The organism is Ideonella sp. (assembly GCF_041918995.1).
Lineage (GTDB): Bacteria > Pseudomonadota > Gammaproteobacteria > Burkholderiales > Burkholderiaceae_C > Ideonella.
The window spans coordinates 331,762-355,224 of sequence record NZ_JAYRUN010000001.1 but is presented as its reverse complement, the minus strand read 5'-3'; the positions used below and the strand labels follow the sequence as shown (position 1 = coordinate 355,224).

Sequence of the window (23,463 nt, the reverse complement as noted above, 5' to 3'; positions counted from 1 at the left end):
GTTGAACGGAAGGACGAAGAGCGCCGCCCGGTGGGGCGGCCGCTCAGGACAGGGTGACGCGCGCGAACTTGCGCTTGCCCACCTGGACGATGAAGGTGCCGCGGTCGAGCTTCAGGCCCTTGTCCGAGACGACCGATCCGTCGATGCGGACGCCGCCCTGGTCCACCAGGCGCAGCGCCTCGCTCGTGCTGGGCGCCAGGTTGGCCGCCTTGAGCAGCGCGCCGAGCCCCAGGGGCGCGCCGCTCAGGGCGAGCTCCGGGATCTCGTCCGGGATGCCGCCCTTGGCACGCAGCTGGAAGTCGGCCTCGGCGGCATCCGCGGCGGCCGCATTGTGGAAGCGCGCGGTGATCTCCTTGGCCAAGGCCACTTTGGCGTCCTTGGGATTCCGGCCCGCCGCCACCTCGCGCTGCAGCGCCGCGATCTCCGCCTCCGAGCGGAAGGACAGCAGCGTGTACCACTTCCACATCTGCGCGTCGCTGATCGACAGGATCTTGGCGAACATGGTGTTCGCCGGCTCGGTGATGCCCACGTAGTTGTTCTTGGACTTGGACATCTTCTCGATGCCGTCCAGGCCTTCGAGTAGCGGCATGGTGAGAATGCACTGCGGCTCCTGGCCGTACTCGGCCTGCAGCGCGCGGCCCACCAGCAGGTTGAACTTCTGGTCGGTGCCGCCGAGCTCCAGGTCGCTCCTGAGCGCCACCGAGTCGTAGCCCTGCATCAGCGGGTACAGCAGCTCGTGCACAGAGATCGGCGTGCCGGCCTGGTAGCGCTTGGTGAAATCGTCGCGCTCCAGCATGCGTGCCACCGTGTACTTGGCGGCCAGCTCGATCATGCCGCGCGCGCCCAGGGGGTCGCTCCACTCGCTGTTGTAGCGGATCTCGGTCTTCGACGGATCCAGCACCAGGCTGGCCTGGGCGTAATAGGTCTGTGCGTTGGCGGCGATCTGCTCACGCGTGAGCGGCGGGCGTGTCACGTTGCGGCCGGAGGGGTCGCCGATCATCGAGGTGAAGTCACCGATGAGGAAGATGACGGTGTGGCCCAGGTCCTGCAGCTGGCGCATCTTGTTCAGCACGACCGTGTGGCCCAGGTGGATGTCAGGCGCGGTGGGGTCCAGCCCCAGCTTGATGCGCAGCGGCTGGCCGGTGGCTTCGGCGCGCTGCAGCTTCTTCACCCAGTCGGCCTGGGGCAGCAGCTCGCTGCAGCCGCGCAGGCTCACCGCCAGGGCATGCTGCACCGTGTCGCTCAGGGGCGGGGTAGGAGGGGCGGAGCTTGCGGCGTCGGACATACGGCGGTGACAAAGTGCAAACAGGGGATGGCTGATGTAGCGGCTTGGCTATACTCGCGCGCACGCCTGGATCGGGCTCCGGCGCCTCGAGCGCCGCCCCGGCCAGCCAGCCGGCCGGGCCACCACGAAGGTGGCCGGGCAAGCGGCAGATTCTACGGGCCGGCCCCACCCAGGCCCCCGGCCCCTCTCGAGCGCTGCATTGGCCCGGCCCGTCCGATCCCCGTGCAGCGTGTGTTGGACACCCAGGCGGTGCCTGCCGCGGCCCAAGAAGCCGCGCCCAGCGTCCGCCGCCTTCGTGGAACCCCCGGATGCCCCTGGAACCCTCTGCTGCGCCCGGCCTGCCGGCCTCGCTGCGCACCGCGGCCCTCGCCGCCCGCGAATTCCTCGCCGCCCACCGCCGCGGCGTCGTCACCACCCTGGCGGTGCTGATGACCGGCTTCGGCGTCACGGCCTTCGGCATCGCGCCGCTGGCCCCCGACGCGGCCGAGCTGCCCCGCCGCACCATCACCGAAGCCGTCGAGCCGGAGAACCTGCTGGAGCAGGCCAACGCCCTGGCCGAGCTGCCGCTGCAGCTGCGCCGCAGCGAGACCACGCGGCCGAGCGACACTGCGGACACCCTGCTCAAGCGGCTGGGTGTGGCCGACGCGGAGGCCGCGCGCTTCCTGCGCACCGACCGCCACGGACAGCGTGTGCTGGCCGGCCGCGCCGGCAAGATGGTGTCGGCCGAGACCGACGACGACGGCCGCCTGCGTTCGCTGGTGGCCCGCTACCCGGCCGAGGACGACGGTGGGGTGGCCGGTCCGGCGCGGTTCAACCGCCTGACCATCGAGCGCGCCGCCGACGGCAGCTTCACCACCATGCTGGAAACGGCGCCGCTGGGCAGCACCACGCGCCTGGCCGGCGGGGTGATCCGCAGCTCGCTGTTCGCCGCCACCGACGACGCCGGCATCCCCGACGCCGTGGCGGTGCAGATGGCCGAGATGTTCGCGGCCGAGATCGACTTCCACCGCGAGCTGCGCCGGGGCGACGAATTCAGCGTCGTCTACGAAGCGCTCACGGCCGACGGCGAGCCCATCACCTGGAACCAGGGCACCGGCCGCGTGCTGGCCGCCGAGTTCGTCAATGCCGGCGAGGCGCACCAGGCGGTGTGGTTCCAGGGTGCCGACGGCAAGGGCGGCTACTACGACTTCCGCGGCGAGAGCAAGCGCCGGGCGTTCCTGGCCAGCCCGATGGAGTTCTCGCGCGTCACCTCCGGTTTCGCCATGCGCATGCACCCCATCCACAAGGTCATGCGCGCGCACCTGGGCACCGACTACGGCGCGCCCACCGGCACGCCGGTGCGCACCGTGGGCGACGGCGTGGTCGAGTTCGCCGGCCGCCAGAACGGCTACGGCAACGTGGTGATCGTGCGCCATGCCGGTGGCCGCAGCACGCTCTACGCCCACCTGTCGCGCATCGACGTGAAGAACGGCTCCCGGGTGGACCAGGGCCAGCGCATCGGTGCCGTGGGTGCCACCGGCTGGGCCACCGGCCCGCACCTGCACTTCGAGTTCCGCGTGAACGGCGTGCACCAGAACCCGGTGAAGATCGCCAAGGCCTCCGAGGCCGTGGTGCTCGACGCCTCGCAGCGCCCGCGCTTCCAGCAGGTGGCGCTGGCGCTGAAGACGCAGCTGGACGTGGCCGACGACCTGCGCGGCGTGGTCGGCCGGGAGTGACCGCCGGCCCCGGCCCGGCGGGCGGGCTGTTCATCGGCCTGATGTCGGGCACCTCGCTGGACGGGGTGGACGGCGTGCTGGTGGCCTTCGAGCCCGGCGCCGACCGTGCGCTGGAGGTGCGCGCCCATGCGCACCGCCCCTTTACCGCTGGGCTGCGCGCCGAGCTGATGGCACTGAACACCCCGGGCGGCGCCGACGAGCTGCACCGCGCCGCCCTGGCGGCCAATGCGCTGGCACGCGTGCAGGCCGAGGTGGTGCAGGCGCTGCGGCCCCCCGGGGCCGCAGCGGCCATCGCCGCCATCGGCTCGCACGGCCAGACCGTGCGCCACCGGCCGCGTGAGTTCGACGGCACGGGCTACACCCTGCAACTGAACAACCCCGCGCTGCTGGCCGAGCTGACCGGCTGCACCGTGGTGGCCGATTTCCGCCCGCGCGACGTGGCGGCCGGCGGGCAGGGCGCGCCGCTGGTACCCGCCTTCCATGCCCGGGTGTTCGGGCTGCCTGGCCACCCCCGCGCCCTGCTGAACCTGGGCGGCATCGCCAACCTCACGCTGCTGCCGGCCGCCGACGACCCGGCGGGCGTGGTGCGCGGTTTCGACTGCGGCCCCGCCAATGCGCTGCTCGACCATTGGGTGCAGCGGCAGCGCGGCCCAGCCTTCGACGCCGACGGCGCCTGGGCCGCCACCGGCCAGGTGCAGCCGGCCCTGCTGGCGCGCCTGTGCGCCGAGCCCTTCCTGCACCAGCCACCGCCCAAGAGCACCGGCCGCGACCTGTTCCACGCGGGCTGGCTGGACGCCCACCTGCACGCCCACCTGGCGGCGCACGGCAGCCTGCGCCCCGAGGACGTGCAGGCCACCCTGGCCGAGTTCACGGTGGTGGCGGCGGCCGACGCGCTGCGCGCCCATGCGCCCGGCGTGCCCGAGTTGCTGGTGTGTGGCGGCGGTGCCCTCAATGCCCATCTGATGCAGCGCCTGGCCGTGGCGTTGCCCGGGGTGGCCGTGCGGTCCACCGCCGAGGCCGGCCTGCCGCCGCTGCAGGTGGAGGCCGCGGCCTTTGCCTGGCTGGCGCGCGCCTGCCTGGCCGGCGAGCCCGGCAACCTGCCGGCCGTCACCGGGGCCCGCGGGATGCGGGTGCTGGGCGCGGTCCACCCGGCCTGAGCGCAGGCGGAGGGCGCCGCGGGGCGCGCTTGGCGCCCTGCTGCGGTGCAGCAAAGGTGGCACAGGCCGTGCTTGCCACGGCCGCAGTGCCCCGTGCGGCGCCGGCCCACCCTGCCGGACCGCGGCCGGGGTTGGCCATGGCGATCCACCCCGCCACGCCCCTGGAGGACCTCATGCACCCCGCCACTGCCTGCATCCGCCCCACGATCCGACGCCGCGGCGTGCCGCGCGGCACCTGGGCCGCCCTGGCGCTGGCCTGCACCTCGATCACCGCCCTGGTGGCGGTGATGATGCTGGACACCGAGATGCCGCCGCCCGCGGCCACGCGCACCGCCCAGGTGGCGGGCACCACGGCGGCGCGTTGAACGGCTGAAGGGGCCGCTCCGGCCGATCAGCTGCGGCGCACCCGCCGCAGCTCGTCCAGCACCAGGCAGATGGCGCCCAGCGTGATGGCGCTGTCCGCCAGGTTGAAGCTGGGAAAGGCACGGCCGGCGTAGTGCAGCTGGATGAAGTCCACCACGTAGCCGTGCAGCAGGCGGTCGATGACGTTGCCCAGCGCGCCGCCCAGAATCATGGTGACCGCGAAGCAGAACAGCGTCTGGCCGGGGTGCTTCTTCAGCATCCAGACGATGAGCGCCGAGGCCACCAGCCCCAGGCCGATGAAGAACCAGCGCTGCCAGCCCGAGGCGCCGGCCAGGAAGGAGAAGGCCGCCCCGGTGTTGTGCACCCGCACCACGTTGAAGAACGAGGTGACCGTGCGGCTTTCGCCGTACTGGAAATCGCCCAGGATCAGCGTCTTGGTGAACTGGTCCAGCAGGATGACCACCAGCGCCAGGCCCAGCCACAGGGCCAGGCCCGGCGTGCTGCCGGCAGCGGAGGAGCGGCGGGCGGTGGCCATCAGGCGATGTGGCGGGTTTCGCCCGCGCCGTGCAGGTTGGTGTCGCAGCGGCCGCACAGCGTGGGGTGCGCGGGGTTCGTGCCCACGTCGTCGCGGTAGTGCCAGCAGCGCTCGCACTTGGGCGCCGTGGCCGGGCTCACCTGCACGGCCAGCGTGTCACCCTCCACCACGGTGGCGGCGGAGGTGATGGTGACGAAGCGCAGGTCGTCGCCCAGGCTGCGCAGCAGGGCCGCGTCTTCCGGCGGGCAGGTCAGCGTGAGCGTGGCCTGCAGCGAGGCACCCACCGCGCCGGTGGCGCGCACCGCCTCGATCTCCTTGTTGGCCAGCTCGCGGATGGCGCGGATGCGGCCCCAGCGCTCGAGCAGCCCGGCGTCGGGCGCCGGCAGCGGCCAGTAGGTCTCGGTGAAGATGGTCTGGCGCGAGGCCGTGCCGTGGGCGAAGACCTGCCAGGCCTCCTCGGCGGTGAAGCTGAGGAAGGGCGCCATCCAGCGCAGCATGGCCTGGGTGATGTGCCACAGGGCGGTCTGCGCGCTGCGCCGCGCCAGGCTCTTGGGCGCGGTGGTGTAGAGCCGGTCCTTCAGCACGTCCAGGTAGAACGCGCCCAGGTCTTCCGAGCAGTACACCTGCAGCTTGGCCACCACCGGGTGGAACTCGTAGGCCGTGAAGTGCTTGAGGATGTCGGCCTGCAGCTCGGCACAGCGCGCCAGGGCGTAGCGGTCGATCTCCAGCAGCTCGTCGCCCGCCACGGCGTCGGTGGCCGGGTCGAAATCGCTCACGTTGGCCAGCAGGAAGCGCAGCGTGTTGCGGATGCGGCGGTAGGCGTCCACCACACGGGCCAGGATCTTGTCGTCGCCGGCGATGTCGCCGGAGTAGTCGCTGGCGGCCACCCACAGGCGGATGATCTCGGCGCCCAGCTTCTGGCTCACGGCCTGCGGGTCGATGCCGTTGCCCAGCGACTTGCTCATCTTGCGGCCCTGGCTGTCCACGGTGAAGCCGTGGGTGAGCAGGCCGCGGTAGGGCGCGCGGCCTTCGAGCGCACAGGCGATCAGCAGCGACGAGTGGAACCAGCCGCGGTGCTGGTCGTGGCCTTCGAGGTACAGGTCGGCCTCGGGGCCGCTGTCGTGAAAGCCCGCGGTGCCGCGCGCGTCCTGCGCATGGGTGCCGCGCAGCACGTGGCTGAAGGTGGAGCCGGAGTCGAACCACACCTCCAGGATGTCGCTGCTCTTGGTGTAGTGCGGCGCGTCCTCTGCGCCCAGGATCTCCTCGGCCGTGACGCGGCTCCAGGCCTCGATGCCGCCGCGCTCGACGATGTCGGCCGCCTGGTCCAGGATCTCCATGGTGCGCGGGTGCAGCTCGCCCGAGTCCTTGTGCAGGAAGAAGGGCAGCGGCACGCCCCAGCTGCGCTGGCGCGAGATGCACCAGTCGGGCCGGTTGGCGATCATGTCGCGCAGCCGCGCCCGGCCGTTCTCGGGATAGAAGCCGGTCTGGTCGATGGCGTCCAGCGCCATCTGGCGCAGGGTCTTGGGGGCCTTGTCCTTGGTGAACACGCCCTGGCCTTCGTCCATGCGGATGAACCACTGCGCCGCGGCGCGGTAGATCACCGGCGTCTTGTGGCGCCAGCAGTGCGGGTAGCTGTGGGTGATGGTCTCGGTGGCCATCAGCCGCCCCGCCTGGCGCAGGGTGTCGATGATGACCGGCGCTGCCTTCCAGATGTTCTGGCCGCCGAATAGCGCCAGCTCCGGCGCATAGCTGCCGTTGCCCTGCACGGGGTTGAGGATCTCGTCGTAGGCCATGCCGTGCGAGACGCAGGACATGAAGTCGTCCAGGCCGTAGGCGGGCGACGAGTGCACGATGCCGGTGCCGTCGTCCGCGGTGGCGTAGTCGGCCAGGTAGATGGGGCTCAGCCGGTCGTAGCCGGCATCCACGTGGGCCAGCGGGTGGCGGAAGCGGATGCCGCCCAGCTGCTCGCCCAGCGTGGTGGCCACCACCTGGCCGGTCAGGCCGTAGCGGGCGAGGCACTTCTCGACCAGCTGCGTGGCCAGCAGCAGGAAGGCGGTCCGGCCGTCCTTCTGCGTCTCCACCAGCGCGTACTCGATCTTCGGGTTGAGGTTGAGCGCCTGGTTGGCAGGCAGCGTCCAGGCGGTCGTCGTCCAGATCACCGCGAAGGCCTCGCCGGCCAGCGCCGGCAGGCCGAAGGCCGCGGCCAGGCGCTCGTTCTCGGCGCACAGGAAGGCGACGTCCAGCGTCTGGCTCTTCTTGTCCGCGTACTCGATCTCGAACTCGGCCAGCGACGAGCCGCAGTCGAAGCACCAGTACACCGGCTTCAGGCCGCGGTAGACGAAGCCGCGCTCCATCACCCGCTTGAAGGCGCGGATCTCGCCGGCCTCGTTGGCGAAATCCATGGTGCGGTAGGGCCGGTGCCAGTCGCCCAGCACGCCCAGGCGCTTGAAATCGGCCATCTGCTGGGCGATCTGCTCGGTGGCGTAGGCGCGGCTCTTCGCCTGCATGTCGTCGCGGCTGAGGTTGCGGCCGTGCTTCTTCTCGATGGCGTTCTCGATGGGCAGGCCGTGGCAGTCCCAGCCGGGCACGTACTGCGCGTCGAAGCCGGCCAGCTGCCGGGCCTTGACGATCATGTCCTTGAGCACCTTGTTCACGGCGTGACCCATGTGGATCTGGCCGTTGGCATAGGGCGGGCCGTCGTGCAGGATGAACTTGGGCGCGCCGCAGCGCGCCTCGCGCAGGCGCTGGTAGGTGCCTTCGTCCTCCCACTGCGTCACCCAGCCCGGCTCGCGCCTGGCGAGGTCGCCGCGCATGGGGAAGGGCGTGTCGGGCAGGTTCAGCGTGCGGCGGTAGTCGGGGGTCGCGTCGGTCATGGCGGGGGCGCGCTCGCTTGTTGGGCGCAAGGCGCGCGGTGTCGGGCGGTGCAGGCGGCGCAGCGACCCCGAGAGGTGGCGCGCCGGGCGGGAGTGAACGCGGACGAAGAAGCCGCGTCAGCCGCCGTGCCGAATTCGGTCGCGCGTCGTCTGCCGGCGCGTGCAGGCATGGCCTTGCGCGAGGCGCAGGGCGCGCCAGATGCGCACAGGGCGGACGAAGGGGGTGACCATGGGCCGATTCTAGTCGCGCGGGGGGATGGCCGGCAGGGCGGCGCCGGCGCATGCTGCGGATGTCGAACGGTCGGCCCGCCGATCGTCGTGACCCATGCGCGGACCGGCGACCGGTCCTTCTTCCCGCCACCACCAGGAGCACGGCATGCCCAGCAAGAACACCATCTGCCTTTGGTACGACGGCACGGCCCTCGAGGCCGCCGAGTTCTACGCCAGCGTCTTTCCCGACAGCCATGTGGACGCCGTGCACCGGGCACCGGCGGACTTCCCCTCCGGCAAGCGCGGCGACGTACTGACCGTGGAGTTCACCGTGCTGGGCATCCCCTGCCTGGGCCTGAACGGCGGCCCGATGTTCAAGCACAGCGAGGCCTTCTCCTTCCAGGTGGCCACCGACGACCAGGCCGAGACCGACCGCTACTGGAACGCCATCGTCGGGCATGGCGGCCAGGAAAGCGCCTGCGGCTGGTGCAAGGACCAGTGGGGCCTGTCGTGGCAGATCACGCCGCGCGTGCTGACCGCCGCCATCGCCCACCCCGACCCGGCCACCGCCCGGCGCGCCTTCGAGGCCATGATGGAGATGGGCAAGATCGACGTCGCGGCGATCGAGGCGGCGGTGCGGGGGTGAGCCGATCCGCCGGCCCAAAGTGTTCACAATGCGGCCATGAAGCCCCTGCTCCTCACCGCCCTGTCGTCCCTCGCCCTCGCCGTGGCCCACGCCCCCCGCGCCGAGCCGGTGGGCGAGGTGGACACCGTGTTCAAGCTCGTCGGGCCGGACCACAAGATCGTCGTGGACGCCTATGACGATCCGGGGGTCAGGGGGGTGACCTGCTATGTCTCGCGCGCCAAGACGGGAGGCATCAAGGGGGGCCTCGGGCTGGCGGAGGACAAGGCGGAAGCCTCCATCGCCTGCCGGCAGACCGGGCCCATCTCGTTTCCCAGGCCGCTCAAGCAGCAGGAGGAGATGTTCAGCGAACGGATCTCGCTGGTCTTCAAGCGCTTGCGCGTGGTGCGGATGGTGGATGCGGGGCGCAACACGCTGGTCTACCTGACCTACTCGGACCGGGTCATCGAAGGCTCCCCGCAGAACAGCGTGACGGCAGTGCCGGTGGACCGCGCCGTGCCGATCCCGCTGCGTTGAGGGAGGCCCGCCGTGCGCACCATCGACGAAATGCTCCACCTGGACCTGCTGACCCCGACGGAGCACGGGGCGATCGAGGCGTGGATCGCGCGGGCGAAGTCGCCCGACGCCATCCTCGCCATGCCCCCACCGCTGTGGCAGGCGCTGGAGCGCGCCAGCGAGGCGATGAACGTGGACGCGGATCTGGCGCGCCTGCCCGCCTGGCTGTCTGAAGGCTGAGGGCTGAGGCCTGAGGGCTGTGCCGGCCACCGCCTCAGTGGCCAGGCCTGCGCTGCGAGGCCAGCGCGGCCACGAACTCACCAAAGGCGTCCAGCAGAGGGTGGCCGTCGAACGACGGGCCCTCCAGCATCGCCAGCGCCTGCACCGTGGCCTCCAGCGTGGAGACCTGGTCGGCCCGACGCGCCGCCCGGATGGCGCGGTAGCGCGTGGGCGGGGGGGTGTGCAGCGCCAGCCTCGGCAGCGCCGCCAGCGCGGGATGCACCAGCAGCATGCGCAGGCTCTTGCGCCAGGTGGCGTCGATGACCACCAGCCGCACGGGTGCGCCTGGCGTGACCGGCGCGGCGGCCGGGGCAGGCGCCGCGGGGACGTCGGGGTACAGCAGCCGCGTGTCGCGTCCCGGGCGGTGCAGCAGGGCCTGCAGGGCCTCCGGCGGGAAGTGCTCCCCCACCACCACGTCGCAGCGGGCCAGCGACAGGCGCAGCAGCGTCACGCTGTTCTTGGCCTGGCGCTGCTCGTGCGGGTGCTGCAGCACCAGCACCTCGGTGCGGTGGGCCGTGGGCCGCGCCAGGGCGCAGACGCAGGTGGGCTGCGGGCGCAGGCAGCGCGGGCAGACGGGCCGGCGACTGTGGGGTGGCGGGTTCAAGCGTTCGCGGCGAACCAGGCCCGCGCGTCGGCCTCGTCCTGCGCGATGCCGGCCTTCAGCGCGTCCAGCGAGGGGTAGCGGCGCTCGTCGTGCAGCTTGTGCAGCAGCTCCACCGAGACGAGGCGGCCGTAGCCGGCGTCCAGGCCGAGCGCCTGGGGCCACTGCAGGCAGTGGGTCTCCAGCAGCACGCGGCCGGCGTCCTCCACCGTGGGGCGCACGCCCAGGCTGGCCACCCCGGGCAGCGGCGTGGCCGACAGGCCGTGCACGCGCACCACGAAGATGCCGTGCGCCGCGGGGCGGTGGAAGGGAAAGCGCAGGTTGAGGGTGCGAAAGCCCAGGTCGCGGCCCAGCTGGCGGCCGTGCACCACATGGCCGCTGATGGCGTAGGGGCGCCCCAGCAGCGTGGCCGCGCGCGCCATGTCGCCCGCGGCCAGGGCCTCGCGCACGGCGGAGCTGGACACCCGCAGGCCGTGCACCTCGTAGCTCATCATGCGGGCCACGTCGAAGCCGGCTTGCGCGCCCGCGGCGTCGAGCATGGCGTAGTCGCCGGCGCGCCGGGCACCGAAGCGGAAGTCGTCTCCCACCAGCACATAGCGCGTGTCCAGGCGCTCGCGCAGCATGCGCTGGATGAAGTCCTCGGCCGGCAGGCTGGCCAGGCGCTCGTCGAAGCGCAGCACCAGCACCTCGTCCACGCCGCAGCGGGCCAGCTCGGCGAGCTTGTCGCGCAGGGTGGCGATGCGCGTGGGCGCCAGCTCCGGCTTGCCCGCGCGCTGCGCGAAGAAATCACGCGGATGGGGCTCGAAGGTCATCACGCAGCTGGCCAGGCCGCGGTGCCGTGCCTCGCTGTTCAGCAGCGCCAGCATGGCCTGGTGGCCACGGTGCACGCCGTCGAAGTTGCCGATGGTCAGGGCGCGGCCGCGGCCGCGGGAGAGGCCGGCGGCTGCCTGGTCGGCGTGCAGGCCACGAAGTATGCGCATGGGGCGGGATGTTATGCGTTGGCCGCCACCCGTCAGCGGGCGGCGGCCGGGCTGGGCGGCGGGGCGGCGCACCAATCGGGGCCCCCGTGGTCGATGTCCACCCAGGCCCATTGACCCGGCGCCAGGCCGGGCGGGATCAGCAGCGGGCCGAAGGCGCTGCGGTGCAGGCGCTCCACGCGGTTGCCGGCCGCGGCCACCATGCGCTTGACCTGGTGGTACTTGCCTTCGGTGAGCACCAGCCGCAGGTCGTGCGTGCCGGTGGCCTCGCAGGCGGCAGCGCGCACGGGGGCCGGGTCGTCGTCCAGCACCACGCCGTCGCGCAGGCGCTGCAGGACCGCCGGCTCCACCGGGTGCTTGCAGCCCACCTCGTACACCTTGGGCACGTGCTTCTTCGGCGAGGTGAGGCGGTGGATGAGCGTGCCGTCGTCGGTCAGCAGCAGCAGGCCGGTGGTGTCCTCGTCCAGCCGGCCCACCGGCTGCAGGCCCCGCTCGCGCAGCGGCGCGGGCAGCAGCGTCATCACGCTGGGGTGGTGGCGCGGCTTCTGGGAGCACTCGTAGCCGGCCGGCTTGTGCAGCATCACCAGGGCGCGCGCGTGGTAGGGCCAGGGCTTGCCGTCGACCTCCAGCACCAGCCCCTCGGTGGGCAGGTCGGCGTCGGGGTCGTCCACCACGGCGCCGGCCACGCGCACGGCACCGCCCAATGCCAATCCCACGCAGCCGCGGCGCGTGCCGAAGCCCTGGGAGAACAGAATCTGCGAGAGTTTCACCCCGCCATGGTAGGGCCTGGGGCCGCGTCGGCCCGGCTGCCATGGCGGCGCACAGGAGCTGCCCATGATCGATCACACGGGTGTCGCGGTGAGCGACTTCGCCCGCAGCAAGCGCTTCTACGAGGCCGCGCTGGCGCCAATCGGCTACCGACTGCTGATGGAGCTGCCCGCCGCGGTGACGAAGTCGTCCGACGTGGCCGGCTTCGGCGAGCCGCCCAAGCCGGATTTCTGGATCCATGGCGGCACGCCCAACCAGCCGCCGATGCATGTGGCGTTCCGTGTGGAACGGCGCGAACTGGTGGATGCGTTCTACCGCGCGGCCATGGCGGCCGGCGGCACCGACAACGGCCCGCCCGGCCTGCGCCCGCACTACCACCCCGACTACTACGGCGCCTTCGTGCGCGACCCCGACGGCCACAACATCGAGGCCGTCTGCCACGCGCCGGCGCCGGGCTAGGCCCGGGCCGGGCGGCGTGGCCTCAGGCCAGGTGCCGCAGCTCGCGCAGCGCCACCGACAGCATGGCCAGGTCGGCCTGCGGGGCGTCGGCCAGCTCGCCCAGCACGCGCTGCACGCGCTCCAGCGCGTCGGTGTTGGCGGCCTCCCACACGGCCAGCATCGAGCCGGACGTGCTGCCGCCGGAGACATCGGCGGCGAGCACCTGCTGGGTGATGGCGCGCTGCACGCCGGCCAGGTCGTCGCCCAGGGCGGCCTTGGCCAGCGCCTGCCAGTGGCTGCGGCCGGGCAGGGCCTCGATGCGCTGGCGCAGCGCGCCCAGTCCCAGGCGGGCGGCAATGCCCACGTGCACCTCGCCCACGTCGCGCACCTCGCGCTGGGTGGCCTCGGCCACCTCTGCGATGTCCAGCGCGGCGAACAGGCCGTCCGCGCTGGCCACGCGGCAGGCGAGGGCGGACGGCACCCCGGCCGTCACCCAGGCCTGTGCCTGGGAGGACGCAGCGGCCTGCACGGCCAGCGGCTCGCGCAGCGCGTCCACCGCCGCGCGGAAGCGGCCGAAGGTCTGCTCCATCGGTTCGGCCAGGCGCTTGTAGCGCAGGAACCAGGTGGTGGCGCGGGCGGTGAGCCAGCCTTCCTCGATGAGCATCTCGCTCTGCACGGTGTCGGGCACGTGGTTGTCCAGCGCCTCCACCTGCTGCCACAGCGCCACGTGGCCCATGACCTCGCGCGTGCACAGGTAGGCGCGCACCACCTGCGCCGGCCGGGCCCCGGTCATGTCGGCCAGGCGGTGCACGAAGGTGGCGCCCACGCGGTTGACCATGCTGTTGAGCACGTGCGTGGCGATGATCTCGCGCTTGAGCGGGTGGCGCGGGATGTAGGCGCCCAGGCTGTCGCGCAGCGCGGCCGGGAAGTAGCGCTCCACCGCGGTGCCGATCCACGGGTCCTCCGGCAGGTCGGAGGCGAGGATCTCGTCGAACAGCCACATCTTGCTGTAGGCCAGCAGCACGGCGCGCTCGGGCGTGGTGAGCCCCTGGCCCTTGGCGGCCCGCTCGGCAATGGTCTCGTCGCTGGGCAGGTACTCGATGGCGCGGTTCAGGCGCCCGGCCTTTTCCAGGAAGCGGATGAAGCGCGCCTCCTGGTCCAGCAGCCGCACGCCCAGCCGGTTGGTCACCGACAGTGCCTGCGTCTGGAACACGTTGTCGCGCAGCACCAGCGCCGCGACCTCGTCGGTCATCTGCGCCAGGATGGTGTTGCGCTGCTTCAGCGTCATCTCGCCGTCGGCGATGGCCAGGCCGAGCAGGATCTTGATGTTCACCTCGTGGTCCGAGGTGTCCACGCCGGCCGAGTTGTCGATGGCGTCGGTATTGATGGACACGCCCGCCAGGGCCGCCTCGATGCGGCCGCGCTGCGTGAAGCCCAGGTTGCCGCCTTCGCCCACCACCTTGGCCCGCAGGTCGCGCCCGTCGATGCGCAGCGCGTCGTTGGCCCGGTCGCCCACCTCGGCGTGGCTCTCGGTGCTGGCCTTCACGTAGGTGCCGATGCCGCCGTTGTAGAGCAGGTCCACCGGCGCCTTGAGGATGGCGGAGATGAGCTCGGTCGGCGTCAGGCGCTCGGAGGTGATGCCCAGCACCGCACGGGCCTGGGGCGACACGGGGATCGACTTCTCGGAGCGGGCCCACACGCCGCCGCCCTCGGAGATGAGCGGGGTGTCGTAGTCGGCCCACGACGAGCGGGGCAGCGCGAACAGCCGCTCCCGCTCGGCGAAGGAGACGGCCGCATCCGGGCTGGGGTCGATGAAGATGTGGCGGTGGTCGAACGCCGCCAGCAGCCGGATGTGGCGCGACAGCAGCATGCCGTTGCCGAACACGTCGCCCGACATGTCGCCGATGCCCACCACGGTGAAGTCGGTGGTCTGCGTGTTCAGGCCGCGCTCGCGGAAGTGGCGCTTCACCGATTCCCAGGCGCCGCGGGCGGTGATGCCCATGGCCTTGTGGTCGTAGCCCACGCTGCCGCCGGAGGCGAAGGCGTCGCCCAGCCAGTGGCCGTACTCGGCGCTCACGGCGTTGGCGAAGTCCGAGAAGGTGGCCGTGCCCTTGTCGGCGGCCACCACCAGGTACGGGTCGTCGTCGTCGTGGCGCACCACCTGCGGCGGGGCCACCACCGCGCCGGCCACCCGGTTGTCGGTCAGGTCGAGCAGGCCGCGCAGGTAGTCCTGGTAGCAGGCGATGCCTTCCTTCAGCCAGGCCTCGCGCTCGGTGGGCGGCGGCGCCTTCTTCAGCACGAAGCCGCCCTTGCTGCCCACCGGCACGATGACCGTGTTCTTCACCATCTGCGCCTTCACCAGGCCCAGCACCTCGGTGCGGAAGTCCTCCGGCCGGTCGGACCAGCGCAGGCCGCCGCGGGCCACCTTGCCGCCGCGCAGGTGGATGCCCTCGAAGCGCGGCGAGTAGACGAAGATCTCCACCATGGGCCTGGGCTCGGGCAGCCCGGGCACGCGGCGCGAATCCAGCTTGAACGACAGGAACGGCCGCCGCGGGCCGGCCGCGCCGGAGTGGCCGGTGCCGGTGCGCCAGAAGTTGGTGCGCAGCGTGGCCTGCACCAGCGCCAGCAGCTGGCGCAGCACGCGGTCGTCCTGCAGGTTGCTCACCTTGTCCAGCGCCTGGGTGATGGCGTTGACCTGGGCCGTCTCGCCCTCGGGGTGGTGGGCGGCGGGGTCGAAACGCAGGCGGAACAGCGCGACGAGCATGCGCGCGATGCGCGGGTGGCTGGTGAGCGTGGCCTCCACCGCGGCCTGGGACAGGGCGAAGCCGATCTGCTTGAGGTAGCGCGTGTAGGCGCGCAGCACCACGATCTCGTCGGCGGCCAGGCCGGCGCGCAGCACCAGCTTGTTGAGGTCGTCGCTTTCCACCTCGCCGCGGAAGACGCGGCCGAAGGCGTCCTCGAACAGGCGGGCGAGCGCCTCGTGCTCGATCTCCTCCGTGACGCCGGCCGCGTGCAGCTCGAAGTCGTGGATCGACACCTGGCGGCCGTCCTGGCGCAGCCGGTGGTTCTGCTCGCCCAGCACACGCACGCCCATGTGCTCCAGCATGGGCAGGCTGTCGGACAGCACGATGGGCTCGCCCAGGCGGTAGACCTTGAAGCCCAGCGCTTGGGGCGACGCCCCCAGCGGGCGGTACAGCGTGAGCGCGAGCGCCTGCGCGTCGCCCAGCGAGGCCACGGCGCGCACATCGGGCACGGCGGCGCGCGCCGGCACGCGCGAGCGGTAGTCGGCCGGGAAGGCCGGGCCCCAGGCCTTCAGCAGCGCCAGGCCACGCGCTTCGCCCTCGGCCTCGGTCAGGGCGTCGCGCAGCGCGTCGTCCCAGCGGTGCGCGGCTTCCGCGAGGCGCTTTTCCAGCGTGCGCCGGTCCACCTGCGGCGTGGCGTCGGGGGCGGTGCGCACGGTGAAGTGGATGCGCGCCAGCACGGCGTCGGACAGCAGCACGTCGAACTCGGCGCTGGTGCCGGCGTAGGCCTCCATCAGCAGGCGCTGCATCTTCACCCGCAGCTCGGTGGAGTAGGCCTCGCGCGGCACGTACACCAGGCAGGACACGAAGCGGCCGAAGGGATCGTGCCGCACGAACACGCGCAGGCGCTGGCGGTCGCCCAGCGCGAGGATGCCCAGCGCGGTCTCGTACAGCTCGTCGTCGCGGATCTGGAACAGCTCGTCGCGCGGGTAGGTTTCCAGGATGTGGGCCAGCGCCTTGGCCAGGTGGCCACCGGCCGGCAGGCCGGCACGCTCGGCGATCGCGCCCACCTTGCCGCGCAGCAGCGGTGTCTCCGCCACCCGGGCGCTGTAGGCGGTGGACGTGAGCAGGCCCAGGAAGCGGTGCTCGCCGACCACCCGGCCGTCGGCGTCGTAGCGCTTGACGCCGATGTAGTCGGTGTAGCCGGGGCGGTGCACGGTGGAGCGGGTGTTCGCCTTCGTCACGACGAGCAGGGGCGCCGGGGCCAGGGCCAGCTCGCGCGCCTGCGGCGGCAGCAGCGACAGGCCGGCGGAGGCCTTGTCGCCCGGGCTCTCGCGCAGCACGCCCAGGCCGGTGCCCGGGACCAGCTTCAGCGCGCTGTCGCCGGCCAGGTGCACCAGGTCGTGCTGGCGGTAGCCCAGCAGGGTCAGGTGCTCGTCCGCCAGCCAGCGCAGGAAGGCGACGCTCTCGGCGCGCTGGTCCGCCGGCAGCAGGGCGGGCGCCTGCGCCAGTTCGTCGATGACGGCCTGCAGCCGCTCGGACATGGCCGGCCAGTCCTCCACGGCGGCCCGCACGTCGGCCAGCACGCGCTCGATGCCGCCCACCAGGGCGGCGCGCTGGGTGGCGTCCACCAGGCGGTCCACCTCGATGTGCATCCACGATTCGCGCAGGGCCCCGTCGCCCGCCTCGCCGCCCGCGGCGATGGACGTCAGCTGGCCCTGGGCGTCGCGCTGCACGCGGAAGATCGGGTGCACGATGAGGTGCAGGGTCAGGCCCTGGCGGTGGATCTCGATCGACGTGGAATCGACGAGGAAGGGCATGTCGTCGTTGACCACCTCCACCACCGTGTGGCGCGATGACCAGCCATGCTCGGCCACCACCGGGCTCAGCGCCCGCACCTTGGGCTGGCCCGGGGTGCGCTGGGCGCCGAACTGCCAGTGCGAGAGCAGGCCGCCGCACTGGTCCTCCGCGCTGCGGGCCTCCAGGTCGTCCCCGTCCAGTTGCCGCAGGCACTCGCGCGCATAGGCTTCGAATGGCGGCAGGCGGTCCGCAGGGAGCCGCTGGGCGGCCAGGGCCATCACGGCGGCCAGTCGTTCGCGGCGCGGGGTGTCGGTGGATTCGCTCATCAGGCGTGCCCTTCGTGCTGAGGTGGGGGCAGCTTACGCCGGCCGACGGCCGGCGGGGCCTGGGCCTGTCCCTTGCCGACTCGGCGCCGTGGATCAACGCCCCCTGTTCGACGCGGCCGAGGCGCCGCCGCTGCTGCCGCCCGGCGGGCGCTACGAGGAAGGCTTTCTCACGCCTGCCGAGCAGGCGCACTGGCTGGAGGTGGTGCGCGCCGTGCCCCTGGCCCACGCCGACTACAAGGGCCACACCGCGCGCCGCCGCGTGGCCAGCTTCGGGGGGCGCTACGACTTCGATGCCCACCGGCTGGACCCGGCGCCGCCCCTGCCGCCCGCCCTGTGGCCGCTGCGCGACCGCGTGGCGGCGTGGATGGGCGTGGCGCCGCAGGCGCTGGTGCAGGCGCTGGTGGCCGAGTACGCCCCGGGCACGCCCCTGGGCTGGCACCGCGACGTGCCCGACTTCGAGCGCATCGCCGGCGTCTCCCTGGGGACGCCGGCCGTGCTGTGCCTGCGGCCCTGGCCGCCCACGCCCGGCGGGAGGGTGTGCCGGTGGTCGGTGGCGCCGGGCTCCGTGTACGAACTGGCCGGTTCGGCGCGCTGGGGATGGCAGCACCAGGTGCCGCCGGTGCCGGACTGGCGCTGGTCGGTCACCTTCCGGACTGCCCGCGAGCAGTGAGGCGCGCCGGCAGGCCGCGTGATAGAAGTCGCAAGGCAGCGCCGATCAAAATGATACTAATGAAATGAAAGTGATAGAGTGCAGGTGCGCTCTCCTCCTCTTTTCGAGCCCCCCTGCCATGCACCTACATTCCCTCTCCGTCCGCGCCCGACTGACCGCCGGTTTCGGCATCCTCGTGGTCGTCATGCTGCTGCTGGCCGCCTGGTCCTTGTATGCCCTGGGCCAGAGCAACCGCAGCTACACGCACTACGTCAATGACAAGGCGCGCTCCATCGAGCTGGCCAACAAGGTGCTCGATGCCGCCAACGCCAGGGCGGTGAGTGCACGCAACCTGGTGCTGATCGCCGACCCGGCGCAGCGCGAGGTGGAGCACGGCCGGGTGACGCAGGCCCACGCCGCCATGGGCACGACCCTGGCGGCGCTGAAGGCCGCGCTGGCCCTGGACCCGGATGCCCGCGAAGACGCCGCGCTCGTGGCGGCCATCGACAGCGTGGAATCGCGCTACGGCCCGGTGGCGCTGGACATCGTGGGCCTGGCCATGGCCGACCGGCGCGACGAGGCCGTGCAGCGGATCGACCGCGACTGCCGCCCGCTGCTGGAGGCGCTGCTGGCCGCGGTGCAGGCCTACACCGACCACGCCACGGCCGCCGCGCGCGCCGAGGCCGACCAGGCGCAGGCCAGCTTCGAGCTGAGCCGCCAGCTGCTGCTGGCCGGCTGCGCCCTGGGCCTGGTGCTGGCGGGCGCGCTGGCCTTCGCCATCACCCGCAGCCTGGTGCGCGCCCTCGGCGCCGAGCCGGACCGGCTCGGCGAGGTGGCGCGCCAGGTGGCCGAGGGCAACCTGTCTCCGATCGCCGATGCGCAGTCCGCGCCGGCGGGCAGCGTCATGGCCTCGCTCGGCCACATGCAGCAGGGGCTGGCCCAGGTGGTGGGCCAGGTGCGCAGCGCGTCCGATTCCATCGCCACCGCGTCGCAGGAGATCGCCACCGGCACCTCCGACCTGTCGCAGCGCACGGAGCAGCAGGCGTCGAACCTGCAGCAGACGGCGGCGTCGATGGAGCAGATGAACGTGAGCGTGAAGCAGCACGCCGATTCGGCCCGCGAGGCGACCCAGCTGGCCACCTCGGCCAGCGCTGTCGCGCAGCAGGGCGGCGACGTGGTGCAGCGGGTGGTGGCGACCATGGGTGACATCAGCGCCAGCTCGCGGCAGATCGCCGAGATCATCACGGTGATCGACGGCATCGCGTTCCAGACCAACATCCTGGCGCTCAACGCCGCCGTGGAAGCCGCCCGCGCCGGCGAGCAGGGCCGCGGTTTCGCCGTGGTGGCCACCGAGGTGCGCAGCCTGGCGGGCCGCTCGGCCGAGGCGGCGCGCGAGATCAAGGCCCTGATCGGCACCAGCGTGGACAAGGTGGAGGCGGGCGCGCAGCTCGTCAACGAGGCGGGCGCCACGATGCAGGAGATCGTGCGCCAGGTGGGCCGCGTCAGCGCGCTCATCGCCGAGATGGGCACCGCCACGGTGGAGCAGAGCCGCGGCGTGGACCAGGTGGCCAATGCGGTGTCGCAGCTCGACGACGTGACGCAGCAAAACGCCGCGCTGGTGGAGCAGAGCGCCGCCGCCGCGGACAGCCTGCAGCAGCAGGCCCGCGGGCTGGCCGAGGTGGTGCAGTCCTTCCGTCTGGGTGCCAGCGGGCCCATGGACACGGCGGCGCGCCCCCGGGCGGCCATGACGCGCGGCATCGCCGTGGCCACCCCGCAGCCCGCGGCGGCCGCGGCGCAGTGGCAGAGCTTCTGAGCGGCCCGGGCGGGCGCTCCGCCCTCAGACCAGCGCGCCCGCCGTCTCCTGCATGCGGGCGGACACCTCGCCCAGGTGGTGCAGCGTGTCGCCGAACTGCATCTCGATCATCGTCAGGCGCTTGAAGTAGTGGCTGCCGGCGTACTCGTCGGTGACGCCGATGCCGCCGTGCAGCTGGATGCATTGCTGGCCCACGAAGCGCGCGGCCTGACCGACCTGCACCTTGGCCTGCGACACGGCCTGCCGACGCCGCGCCGGCTCGTCGCCCAGGCGCAGGCTGGCGTAGTAGCTCATCGAGCGGGCCAGCTCCACCTGCATCTTCACGTCCGCGACGCGGTGGCGCAGCGCCTGGAAGCTGGCGATGGGCACACCGAACTGCTTGCGCGTGTTCATGTACTCCACGGTCATGGCCAGCAGGCGGTCCATCACCCCCACGCCCTCCGCGCACACCGCGGCGATGCCCACGTCCACGCCGGCCTGCAAGGCCTGCAGGCCGTCGGCGGTGATCAGCTCGGCGGGCGTGTCGGCCAGCATCAGCTCGGCGGCGCGCGCGCCGTCCTGCGTCGCGTAGCCGCGGGGTGACAGGCCGGCAGCGGCCTTGTCCACCAGGAACAGGCCGATGCCGCTGTCGTCGTCGTCCGCACCGCCCAGCACCGCTGGCACGATGAAGGCGTCGGCCTCGTCGCCGGCAGGCACCAGGCTCTTGGTGCCGGTGAGCCGGTAGCCGGCCCCCGCTGCCACCGCCCGGGTCGCCACGCGGTCCAGGTGGTAGCGCGCGGCGCGCTCCTGGTGGGCCAGCACCACCAGCGCGCTGGCGTCGGCCACCCTCGGCAGCCAGGCCGCCTGCAGCGCCTGGGGCGCCTGCGCCAGCAGCGCGGGGGCGATGAGGGCACCCTGGGCGAGCGGGGCGTTCACCAGGCCGCGGCCGAGTTCCTCCATCACCACCATGGCCTCCACCGGGCCGAAGCCCATGCCACCGTGGGCCTCGGGCACCGCCAGCGCGGTGAGGCCGAGCTCGGCGAGCTCGCCGTACACGGCGCGCGTGGCACCGCCGGCCTGCGCGATCGCGTGGCGGCGCTCGAAGGGAAAGGCCTTGTCCACCCAGCGGGCCACCGCATCGCGCAGCGACACCTGGTCATCGGAGAAATCGAAATCCATGTCGTCGGTCTCCTCCGGCCTTCAGCCCAGCACGGTCTGCGCCACGATGTTGCGCTGGACCTCGTTGCTGCCACCGTAGATGGTGGTCTTGCGGTAGTTGAAGTAGGTGCCGGCCAGCGGTGCCGCATGGGCGACGCCGCCGGGCCACGCGCCGCCGAGCGCCTGGTCGCCCTGCCAGCCGGCCTCCATGGCCTCGTGGAGGTACGGCCAGGAGAAGGGGCCGACGGCCTGCATCATCAGTTCGGTGTAGCGCTGCTGCAGCTCGCTGCCGCGGATCTTCAGCAGCCCGGCCACGTCCAGGCTGTGCTTGCCGCTGCGCTCGGCGCTGGCCACGCGCAGCACCATCATCTCCAGCGCCACCACCTCCACCTCCAACTGCGCGATCTGGTCACGGAAGCGGTGGTCGTCCCACAGGCCCTCGGACTGCGCGATGCGCTTGAGCCGCTCCAGCTCGCGCTTGGCGCGGTTCACGTCGGCGATGTTGGTGCGCTCGTGCGCCAGCAGGTGCTTGGCGTAGGTCCAGCCCTTGTTCTCCTCGCCGATGAGGTTGGCGGCCGGCACCTCGACGTTGTCGAAGAACACCTCGTTCACCTCGTGCTCGCCGTCGAGCATGATGATCGGCCGCACGGTCACGCCGGGCGACTTCATGTCGATGAGCAGGAAGCTGATGCCGGTCTGGGGCTTGCCCTCGGTGCTGGTGCGCACCAGGCAGAAGATCCACTCGCCGTACTGGCCGAGCGTGGTCCAGGTCTTCTGGCCGTTGACGATGTAGACATCGCCGCGCCGCTCGGCGCGCGTCTTCAGCGACGCCAGGTCGGAGCCTGAGCCGGGTTCGGAATAGCCCTGGCTCCACCAGACCTCGCCGGAGGCGATGCCCGGCAGGAAGCGCTGCTGCTGCTCGGGCGAGCCGAAGGCCATGATCACCGGCGCCACCATCACCGGGCCGAAGGGCACGATGCGCGGCGCGCCGGCGAGCGCACATTCCTCCTCGAACAGGTGCTTCTGCACCGCGTTCCAGCCCGGGCCGCCGAACTGGCGCGGCCAGGCATAACCCAGCCAGCCCTTGGCGCCGAGGATCTTCGCCCAGCGCTGCATGTCGTCGCGCGACAGGCGCTGCGAGGCGAAGACCTTGCGGCTGATGTCCTCGGGCAGGTTGGCGCGCACCCAGTCGCGCACCTCGTGGCGGAAGCTGAGTTCTTCCGCGGTCAGGTTCAAGTCCATGGCGGCGTGTCTCCGGTCTCAACCGGAGTTTCTAGCACGACCGTGCGATGCCGCCTTGTCCCTGAGGCGACAAGCCCGGGCCACCCCAGGGTGAGTCCCGAGGGCAGGGGCCGCGTTCACTCGATGCGCTTGACCCGCGGCATGCGGCCGGTGCCGTCGATCTCGAGGTAGAACGCGCCCAGGACGCCCCGGCGCACGCGCACCTTGGGCTGGTTCAGGTCGAGCACCGCGGAGCTGCCGTCCATGACCTGCCAGACCTGGCCGTTGGCCAGCCGCAGCCGGTCCTTGGGGCGCCAGCCGTCGAAGCGGCCCTCGATGTGGCTGTCGATCGCGTCGGGCGCGGCCGCCACGTCGCGCTGCTCGAAGCCGAACTGGGCGGTGGGCGACCGCGCGGCAGGCGCGGCGGCAGCTGCCGGCGCGGCCCCGGCCGACGCGGTCGGGGTGGCGGTGGCCGGCGGCGGGCCGCCCGCGGGCGCGGTGGCGGCAGGCAGGGGCAGGGCGTCGTAGCAGGCCAGGCGCTTCGCCGGATCGGCCAGCGCGCGGCAGGCGGCCAGGGACGTGGCCGGCTGGGCCAGCGCCAGCGGCGTGGCGAGCAGGGCGGCCAGGCTGGCCAGGGCGGCCAGGGCACAAGGACGTCGGGTCATGGGAGTTTCTCCAGCCGCATGGTGTCGCCCTCCCGCCGCATGCGGAAGCGCGAGAGGAAGTTGTTGCCCAGCAGGATATGCGGCATGGCGGCCTGCACCACGCCGGCGGTGAGGTTGTTCAGCTCCACGTCGCCGATGCGCACGCTGCGCAGGGTGACCTCGTACATCGGCACCATGCCGCCGGCCGTGCTGGCCATGCCGCGGCGCCCGCCCTCGTACTTCAGGCCCAGGCGCTCGGCATCGGCCGCGCCCATGGCGATCTGGGTGGCCCCGGTGTCCACCATGAAGCGGGCCGGCCGGCCGTTGATGCTGCCCTCGGTGACCACGTGGCCGCCTGCGCCCACCGGCAGCACAATCTCGCGCCCGCCTCCGGCCGTGCCCGAGCCGCCGAGGCTGACCGGGCTCTCGCCCAGCCGCACGGTGCGCGGCTCGCCGCCGACCACCACCACCGCCTCATCCGCCCCCAGGCGGCGCAGCGTGACGCCCCGCACCGTGGCCCCCACGGCCACCGTGTGCAGCTGGCCGTCGATGACCAGCACCGCCTTGCTGCTGCCCAGCGTGCCGTTGAACTGCACCTGCTGCGCCCGCGCCTGCCCCTGCACGCACAGCGCCACGCCCACGGTGGCGACGATGCGCAGCATCGAACGCCACCCTCCAAGCGGCGTGCGCGGAGCCGGCTCTGCCGGTCCGCGGCATGCGCCCCCTCGGGGGGCAGCGAGCGCCAGCGAGCGTGGGGGTTCCATGCCCGGAGCCGGCTCTGCCGGTCCGCGGC

20 protein-coding genes are annotated in these 23,463 nt (G+C 72.6%); 9 read left to right on the top strand and 11 right to left on the bottom strand.

Annotated features, from left to right (window positions below):
- Positions 1-43 precede the first annotated feature (43 nt).
- Positions 44-1,285, bottom strand: a complete 1,242-nt coding sequence (tyrS, locus tag ACE3UN_RS01660) for a tyrosine--tRNA ligase (protein ID WP_374673157.1) — start codon at positions 1,283-1,285, stop codon at positions 44-46.
- 308 nt (positions 1,286-1,593) lie between these two features.
- Here tyrS and ACE3UN_RS01655 point away from each other — a divergent pair, with 308 nt between their 5' ends.
- From ACE3UN_RS01655 to ACE3UN_RS01645, 3 genes are all read left to right on the top strand, one after another.
- The gene (locus tag ACE3UN_RS01655; RefSeq protein ID WP_374673156.1) at positions 1,594-3,000 is read left to right on the top strand and encodes a peptidoglycan DD-metalloendopeptidase family protein; all 1,407 of its coding nucleotides are present in this window, start codon (positions 1,594-1,596) and stop codon (positions 2,998-3,000) included.
- Positions 2,997-4,157 carry an anhydro-N-acetylmuramic acid kinase gene (locus tag ACE3UN_RS01650; RefSeq protein WP_374673155.1) on the top strand — a complete coding sequence of 387 codons (1,161 nt, stop codon included), beginning with the start codon at positions 2,997-2,999 and terminating at the stop codon, positions 4,155-4,157. Before ACE3UN_RS01655 ends, ACE3UN_RS01650 begins: the two co-directional genes overlap by 4 nt.
- A gap of 173 nt (positions 4,158-4,330) precedes the next feature.
- A complete protein-coding gene (locus ACE3UN_RS01645) occupies positions 4,331-4,522 on the top strand; it encodes a hypothetical protein (RefSeq protein ID WP_374673154.1) in 192 nt (63 codons plus the stop codon).
- 26 nt (positions 4,523-4,548) lie between these two features.
- Here the strand turns inward: ACE3UN_RS01645 and lspA are convergent, their stop codons facing one another.
- Both lspA and ileS read right to left on the bottom strand, forming a co-directional pair.
- A complete protein-coding gene (gene lspA / locus ACE3UN_RS01640; RefSeq protein ID WP_374673153.1) occupies positions 4,549-5,055 on the bottom strand; it encodes a signal peptidase II in 507 nt (168 codons plus the stop codon).
- Positions 5,055-7,928: an isoleucine--tRNA ligase gene (gene ileS, locus ACE3UN_RS01635; protein ID WP_374673152.1), complete on the bottom strand. Its 2,874-nt coding sequence runs from the start codon at positions 7,926-7,928 to the stop codon at positions 5,055-5,057. The genes lspA and ileS overlap by 1 nt, the downstream gene beginning before the upstream one ends.
- 376 nt (positions 7,929-8,304) lie before the next feature.
- On the opposite strand from ileS, the gene ACE3UN_RS01630 reads away from it, so the two are divergent.
- Genes ACE3UN_RS01630 through ACE3UN_RS01620 form a run of 3 tightly spaced genes read left to right on the top strand, consistent with a single transcriptional unit; the run spans position 8,305 to position 9,516 of the window.
- Positions 8,305-8,784: a VOC family protein gene (locus ACE3UN_RS01630; RefSeq protein WP_374673151.1), complete on the top strand. Its 480-nt coding sequence runs from the start codon at positions 8,305-8,307 to the stop codon at positions 8,782-8,784.
- A gap of 36 nt (positions 8,785-8,820) precedes the next feature.
- The gene (locus ACE3UN_RS01625) at positions 8,821-9,297 is read left to right on the top strand and encodes a CreA family protein (RefSeq protein ID WP_374673150.1); all 477 of its coding nucleotides are present in this window, start codon (positions 8,821-8,823) and stop codon (positions 9,295-9,297) included.
- Between the two features lie 12 nt (positions 9,298-9,309).
- Complete coding sequence (locus tag ACE3UN_RS01620) at positions 9,310-9,516, top strand: hypothetical protein (protein WP_374673149.1); 207 nt, start codon at positions 9,310-9,312, stop codon at positions 9,514-9,516.
- Positions 9,517-9,550: 34 nt separating this feature from the next.
- Here the strand turns inward: ACE3UN_RS01620 and ACE3UN_RS01615 are convergent, their stop codons facing one another.
- From ACE3UN_RS01615 to ACE3UN_RS01605, 3 genes are read right to left on the bottom strand one after another with little or no spacing between them, the layout of a single operon-like run.
- Positions 9,551-10,159: a DTW domain-containing protein gene (locus ACE3UN_RS01615; RefSeq protein ID WP_374673148.1), complete on the bottom strand. Its 609-nt coding sequence runs from the start codon at positions 10,157-10,159 to the stop codon at positions 9,551-9,553.
- A complete protein-coding gene (locus ACE3UN_RS01610; RefSeq protein ID WP_374673147.1) occupies positions 10,156-11,136 on the bottom strand; it encodes a bifunctional riboflavin kinase/FAD synthetase in 981 nt (326 codons plus the stop codon). The genes ACE3UN_RS01615 and ACE3UN_RS01610 overlap by 4 nt, the downstream gene beginning before the upstream one ends.
- Before the next feature lie 32 nt (positions 11,137-11,168).
- Positions 11,169-11,903: a 16S rRNA pseudouridine(516) synthase gene (locus tag ACE3UN_RS01605; protein ID WP_374673146.1), complete on the bottom strand. Its 735-nt coding sequence runs from the start codon at positions 11,901-11,903 to the stop codon at positions 11,169-11,171.
- A 64-nt stretch (positions 11,904-11,967) separates the two neighbouring features.
- Here ACE3UN_RS01605 and ACE3UN_RS01600 point away from each other — a divergent pair, with 64 nt between their 5' ends.
- Complete coding sequence (locus ACE3UN_RS01600) at positions 11,968-12,360, top strand: VOC family protein (protein ID WP_374673145.1); 393 nt, start codon at positions 11,968-11,970, stop codon at positions 12,358-12,360.
- A gap of 22 nt (positions 12,361-12,382) precedes the next feature.
- On the opposite strand, the gene ACE3UN_RS01595 is transcribed toward ACE3UN_RS01600, so the two are convergent.
- A complete protein-coding gene (locus tag ACE3UN_RS01595; RefSeq protein WP_374673144.1) occupies positions 12,383-17,206 on the bottom strand; it encodes an NAD-glutamate dehydrogenase in 4,824 nt (1,607 codons plus the stop codon).
- A gap of 88 nt (positions 17,207-17,294) precedes the next feature.
- On the opposite strand from ACE3UN_RS01595, the gene ACE3UN_RS01590 reads away from it, so the two are divergent.
- Together ACE3UN_RS01590 and ACE3UN_RS01585 are read left to right on the top strand one after the other, a co-directional pair.
- Positions 17,295-17,876 carry an alpha-ketoglutarate-dependent dioxygenase AlkB gene (locus ACE3UN_RS01590; RefSeq protein WP_374673143.1) on the top strand — a complete coding sequence of 194 codons (582 nt, stop codon included), beginning with the start codon at positions 17,295-17,297 and terminating at the stop codon, positions 17,874-17,876.
- A 118-nt stretch (positions 17,877-17,994) separates the two neighbouring features.
- Positions 17,995-19,668: a methyl-accepting chemotaxis protein gene (locus tag ACE3UN_RS01585; protein WP_374673142.1), complete on the top strand. Its 1,674-nt coding sequence runs from the start codon at positions 17,995-17,997 to the stop codon at positions 19,666-19,668.
- 24 nt (positions 19,669-19,692) lie between these two features.
- Here the strand turns inward: ACE3UN_RS01585 and ACE3UN_RS01580 are convergent, their stop codons facing one another.
- From ACE3UN_RS01580 to ACE3UN_RS01565, 4 genes are all read right to left on the bottom strand, one after another.
- The gene (locus tag ACE3UN_RS01580) at positions 19,693-20,826 is read right to left on the bottom strand and encodes an acyl-CoA dehydrogenase family protein (RefSeq protein ID WP_374673141.1); all 1,134 of its coding nucleotides are present in this window, start codon (positions 20,824-20,826) and stop codon (positions 19,693-19,695) included.
- A 21-nt stretch (positions 20,827-20,847) separates the two neighbouring features.
- The gene (locus ACE3UN_RS01575; RefSeq protein WP_374673140.1) at positions 20,848-22,047 is read right to left on the bottom strand and encodes an acyl-CoA dehydrogenase family protein; all 1,200 of its coding nucleotides are present in this window, start codon (positions 22,045-22,047) and stop codon (positions 20,848-20,850) included.
- A 116-nt stretch (positions 22,048-22,163) separates the two neighbouring features.
- Complete coding sequence (locus ACE3UN_RS01570; protein ID WP_374673139.1) at positions 22,164-22,691, bottom strand: hypothetical protein; 528 nt, start codon at positions 22,689-22,691, stop codon at positions 22,164-22,166.
- Complete coding sequence (locus ACE3UN_RS01565; RefSeq protein WP_374673138.1) at positions 22,688-23,332, bottom strand: TIGR02281 family clan AA aspartic protease; 645 nt, start codon at positions 23,330-23,332, stop codon at positions 22,688-22,690. The genes ACE3UN_RS01570 and ACE3UN_RS01565 overlap by 4 nt, the downstream gene beginning before the upstream one ends.
- Positions 23,333-23,463 lie beyond the last annotated feature (131 nt).

Bases quoted from the DNA above. Each gene is read 5' to 3' on its own strand.
- tyrS (WP_374673157.1), bottom strand. From the start codon at position 1,285: ATGTCCGACGCCGCAAGCTCCGCCCCTCCTACCCCGCCCCTGAGCGAC.
- ACE3UN_RS01655 (WP_374673156.1), top strand. From the start codon at position 1,594: ATGCCCCTGGAACCCTCTGCTGCGCCCGGCCTGCCGGCCTCGCTGCGC.
- ACE3UN_RS01645 (WP_374673154.1), top strand. From the start codon at position 4,331: ATGCACCCCGCCACTGCCTGCATCCGCCCCACGATCCGACGCCGCGGC.
- lspA (WP_374673153.1), bottom strand. From the start codon at position 5,055: ATGGCCACCGCCCGCCGCTCCTCCGCTGCCGGCAGCACGCCGGGCCTG.
- ileS (WP_374673152.1), bottom strand. From the start codon at position 7,928: ATGACCGACGCGACCCCCGACTACCGCCGCACGCTGAACCTGCCCGAC.
- ACE3UN_RS01630 (WP_374673151.1), top strand. From the start codon at position 8,305: ATGCCCAGCAAGAACACCATCTGCCTTTGGTACGACGGCACGGCCCTC.
- ACE3UN_RS01625 (WP_374673150.1), top strand. From the start codon at position 8,821: ATGAAGCCCCTGCTCCTCACCGCCCTGTCGTCCCTCGCCCTCGCCGTG.
- ACE3UN_RS01610 (WP_374673147.1), bottom strand. From the start codon at position 11,136: ATGCGCATACTTCGTGGCCTGCACGCCGACCAGGCAGCCGCCGGCCTC.
- ACE3UN_RS01600 (WP_374673145.1), top strand. From the start codon at position 11,968: ATGATCGATCACACGGGTGTCGCGGTGAGCGACTTCGCCCGCAGCAAG.
- ACE3UN_RS01595 (WP_374673144.1), bottom strand. From the start codon at position 17,206: ATGAGCGAATCCACCGACACCCCGCGCCGCGAACGACTGGCCGCCGTG.
- ACE3UN_RS01585 (WP_374673142.1), top strand. From the start codon at position 17,995: ATGCACCTACATTCCCTCTCCGTCCGCGCCCGACTGACCGCCGGTTTC.
- ACE3UN_RS01580 (WP_374673141.1), bottom strand. From the start codon at position 20,826: ATGGATTTCGATTTCTCCGATGACCAGGTGTCGCTGCGCGATGCGGTG.
- ACE3UN_RS01575 (WP_374673140.1), bottom strand. From the start codon at position 22,047: ATGGACTTGAACCTGACCGCGGAAGAACTCAGCTTCCGCCACGAGGTG.
- ACE3UN_RS01570 (WP_374673139.1), bottom strand. From the start codon at position 22,691: ATGACCCGACGTCCTTGTGCCCTGGCCGCCCTGGCCAGCCTGGCCGCC.
- ACE3UN_RS01565 (WP_374673138.1), bottom strand. From the start codon at position 23,332: ATGCTGCGCATCGTCGCCACCGTGGGCGTGGCGCTGTGCGTGCAGGGG.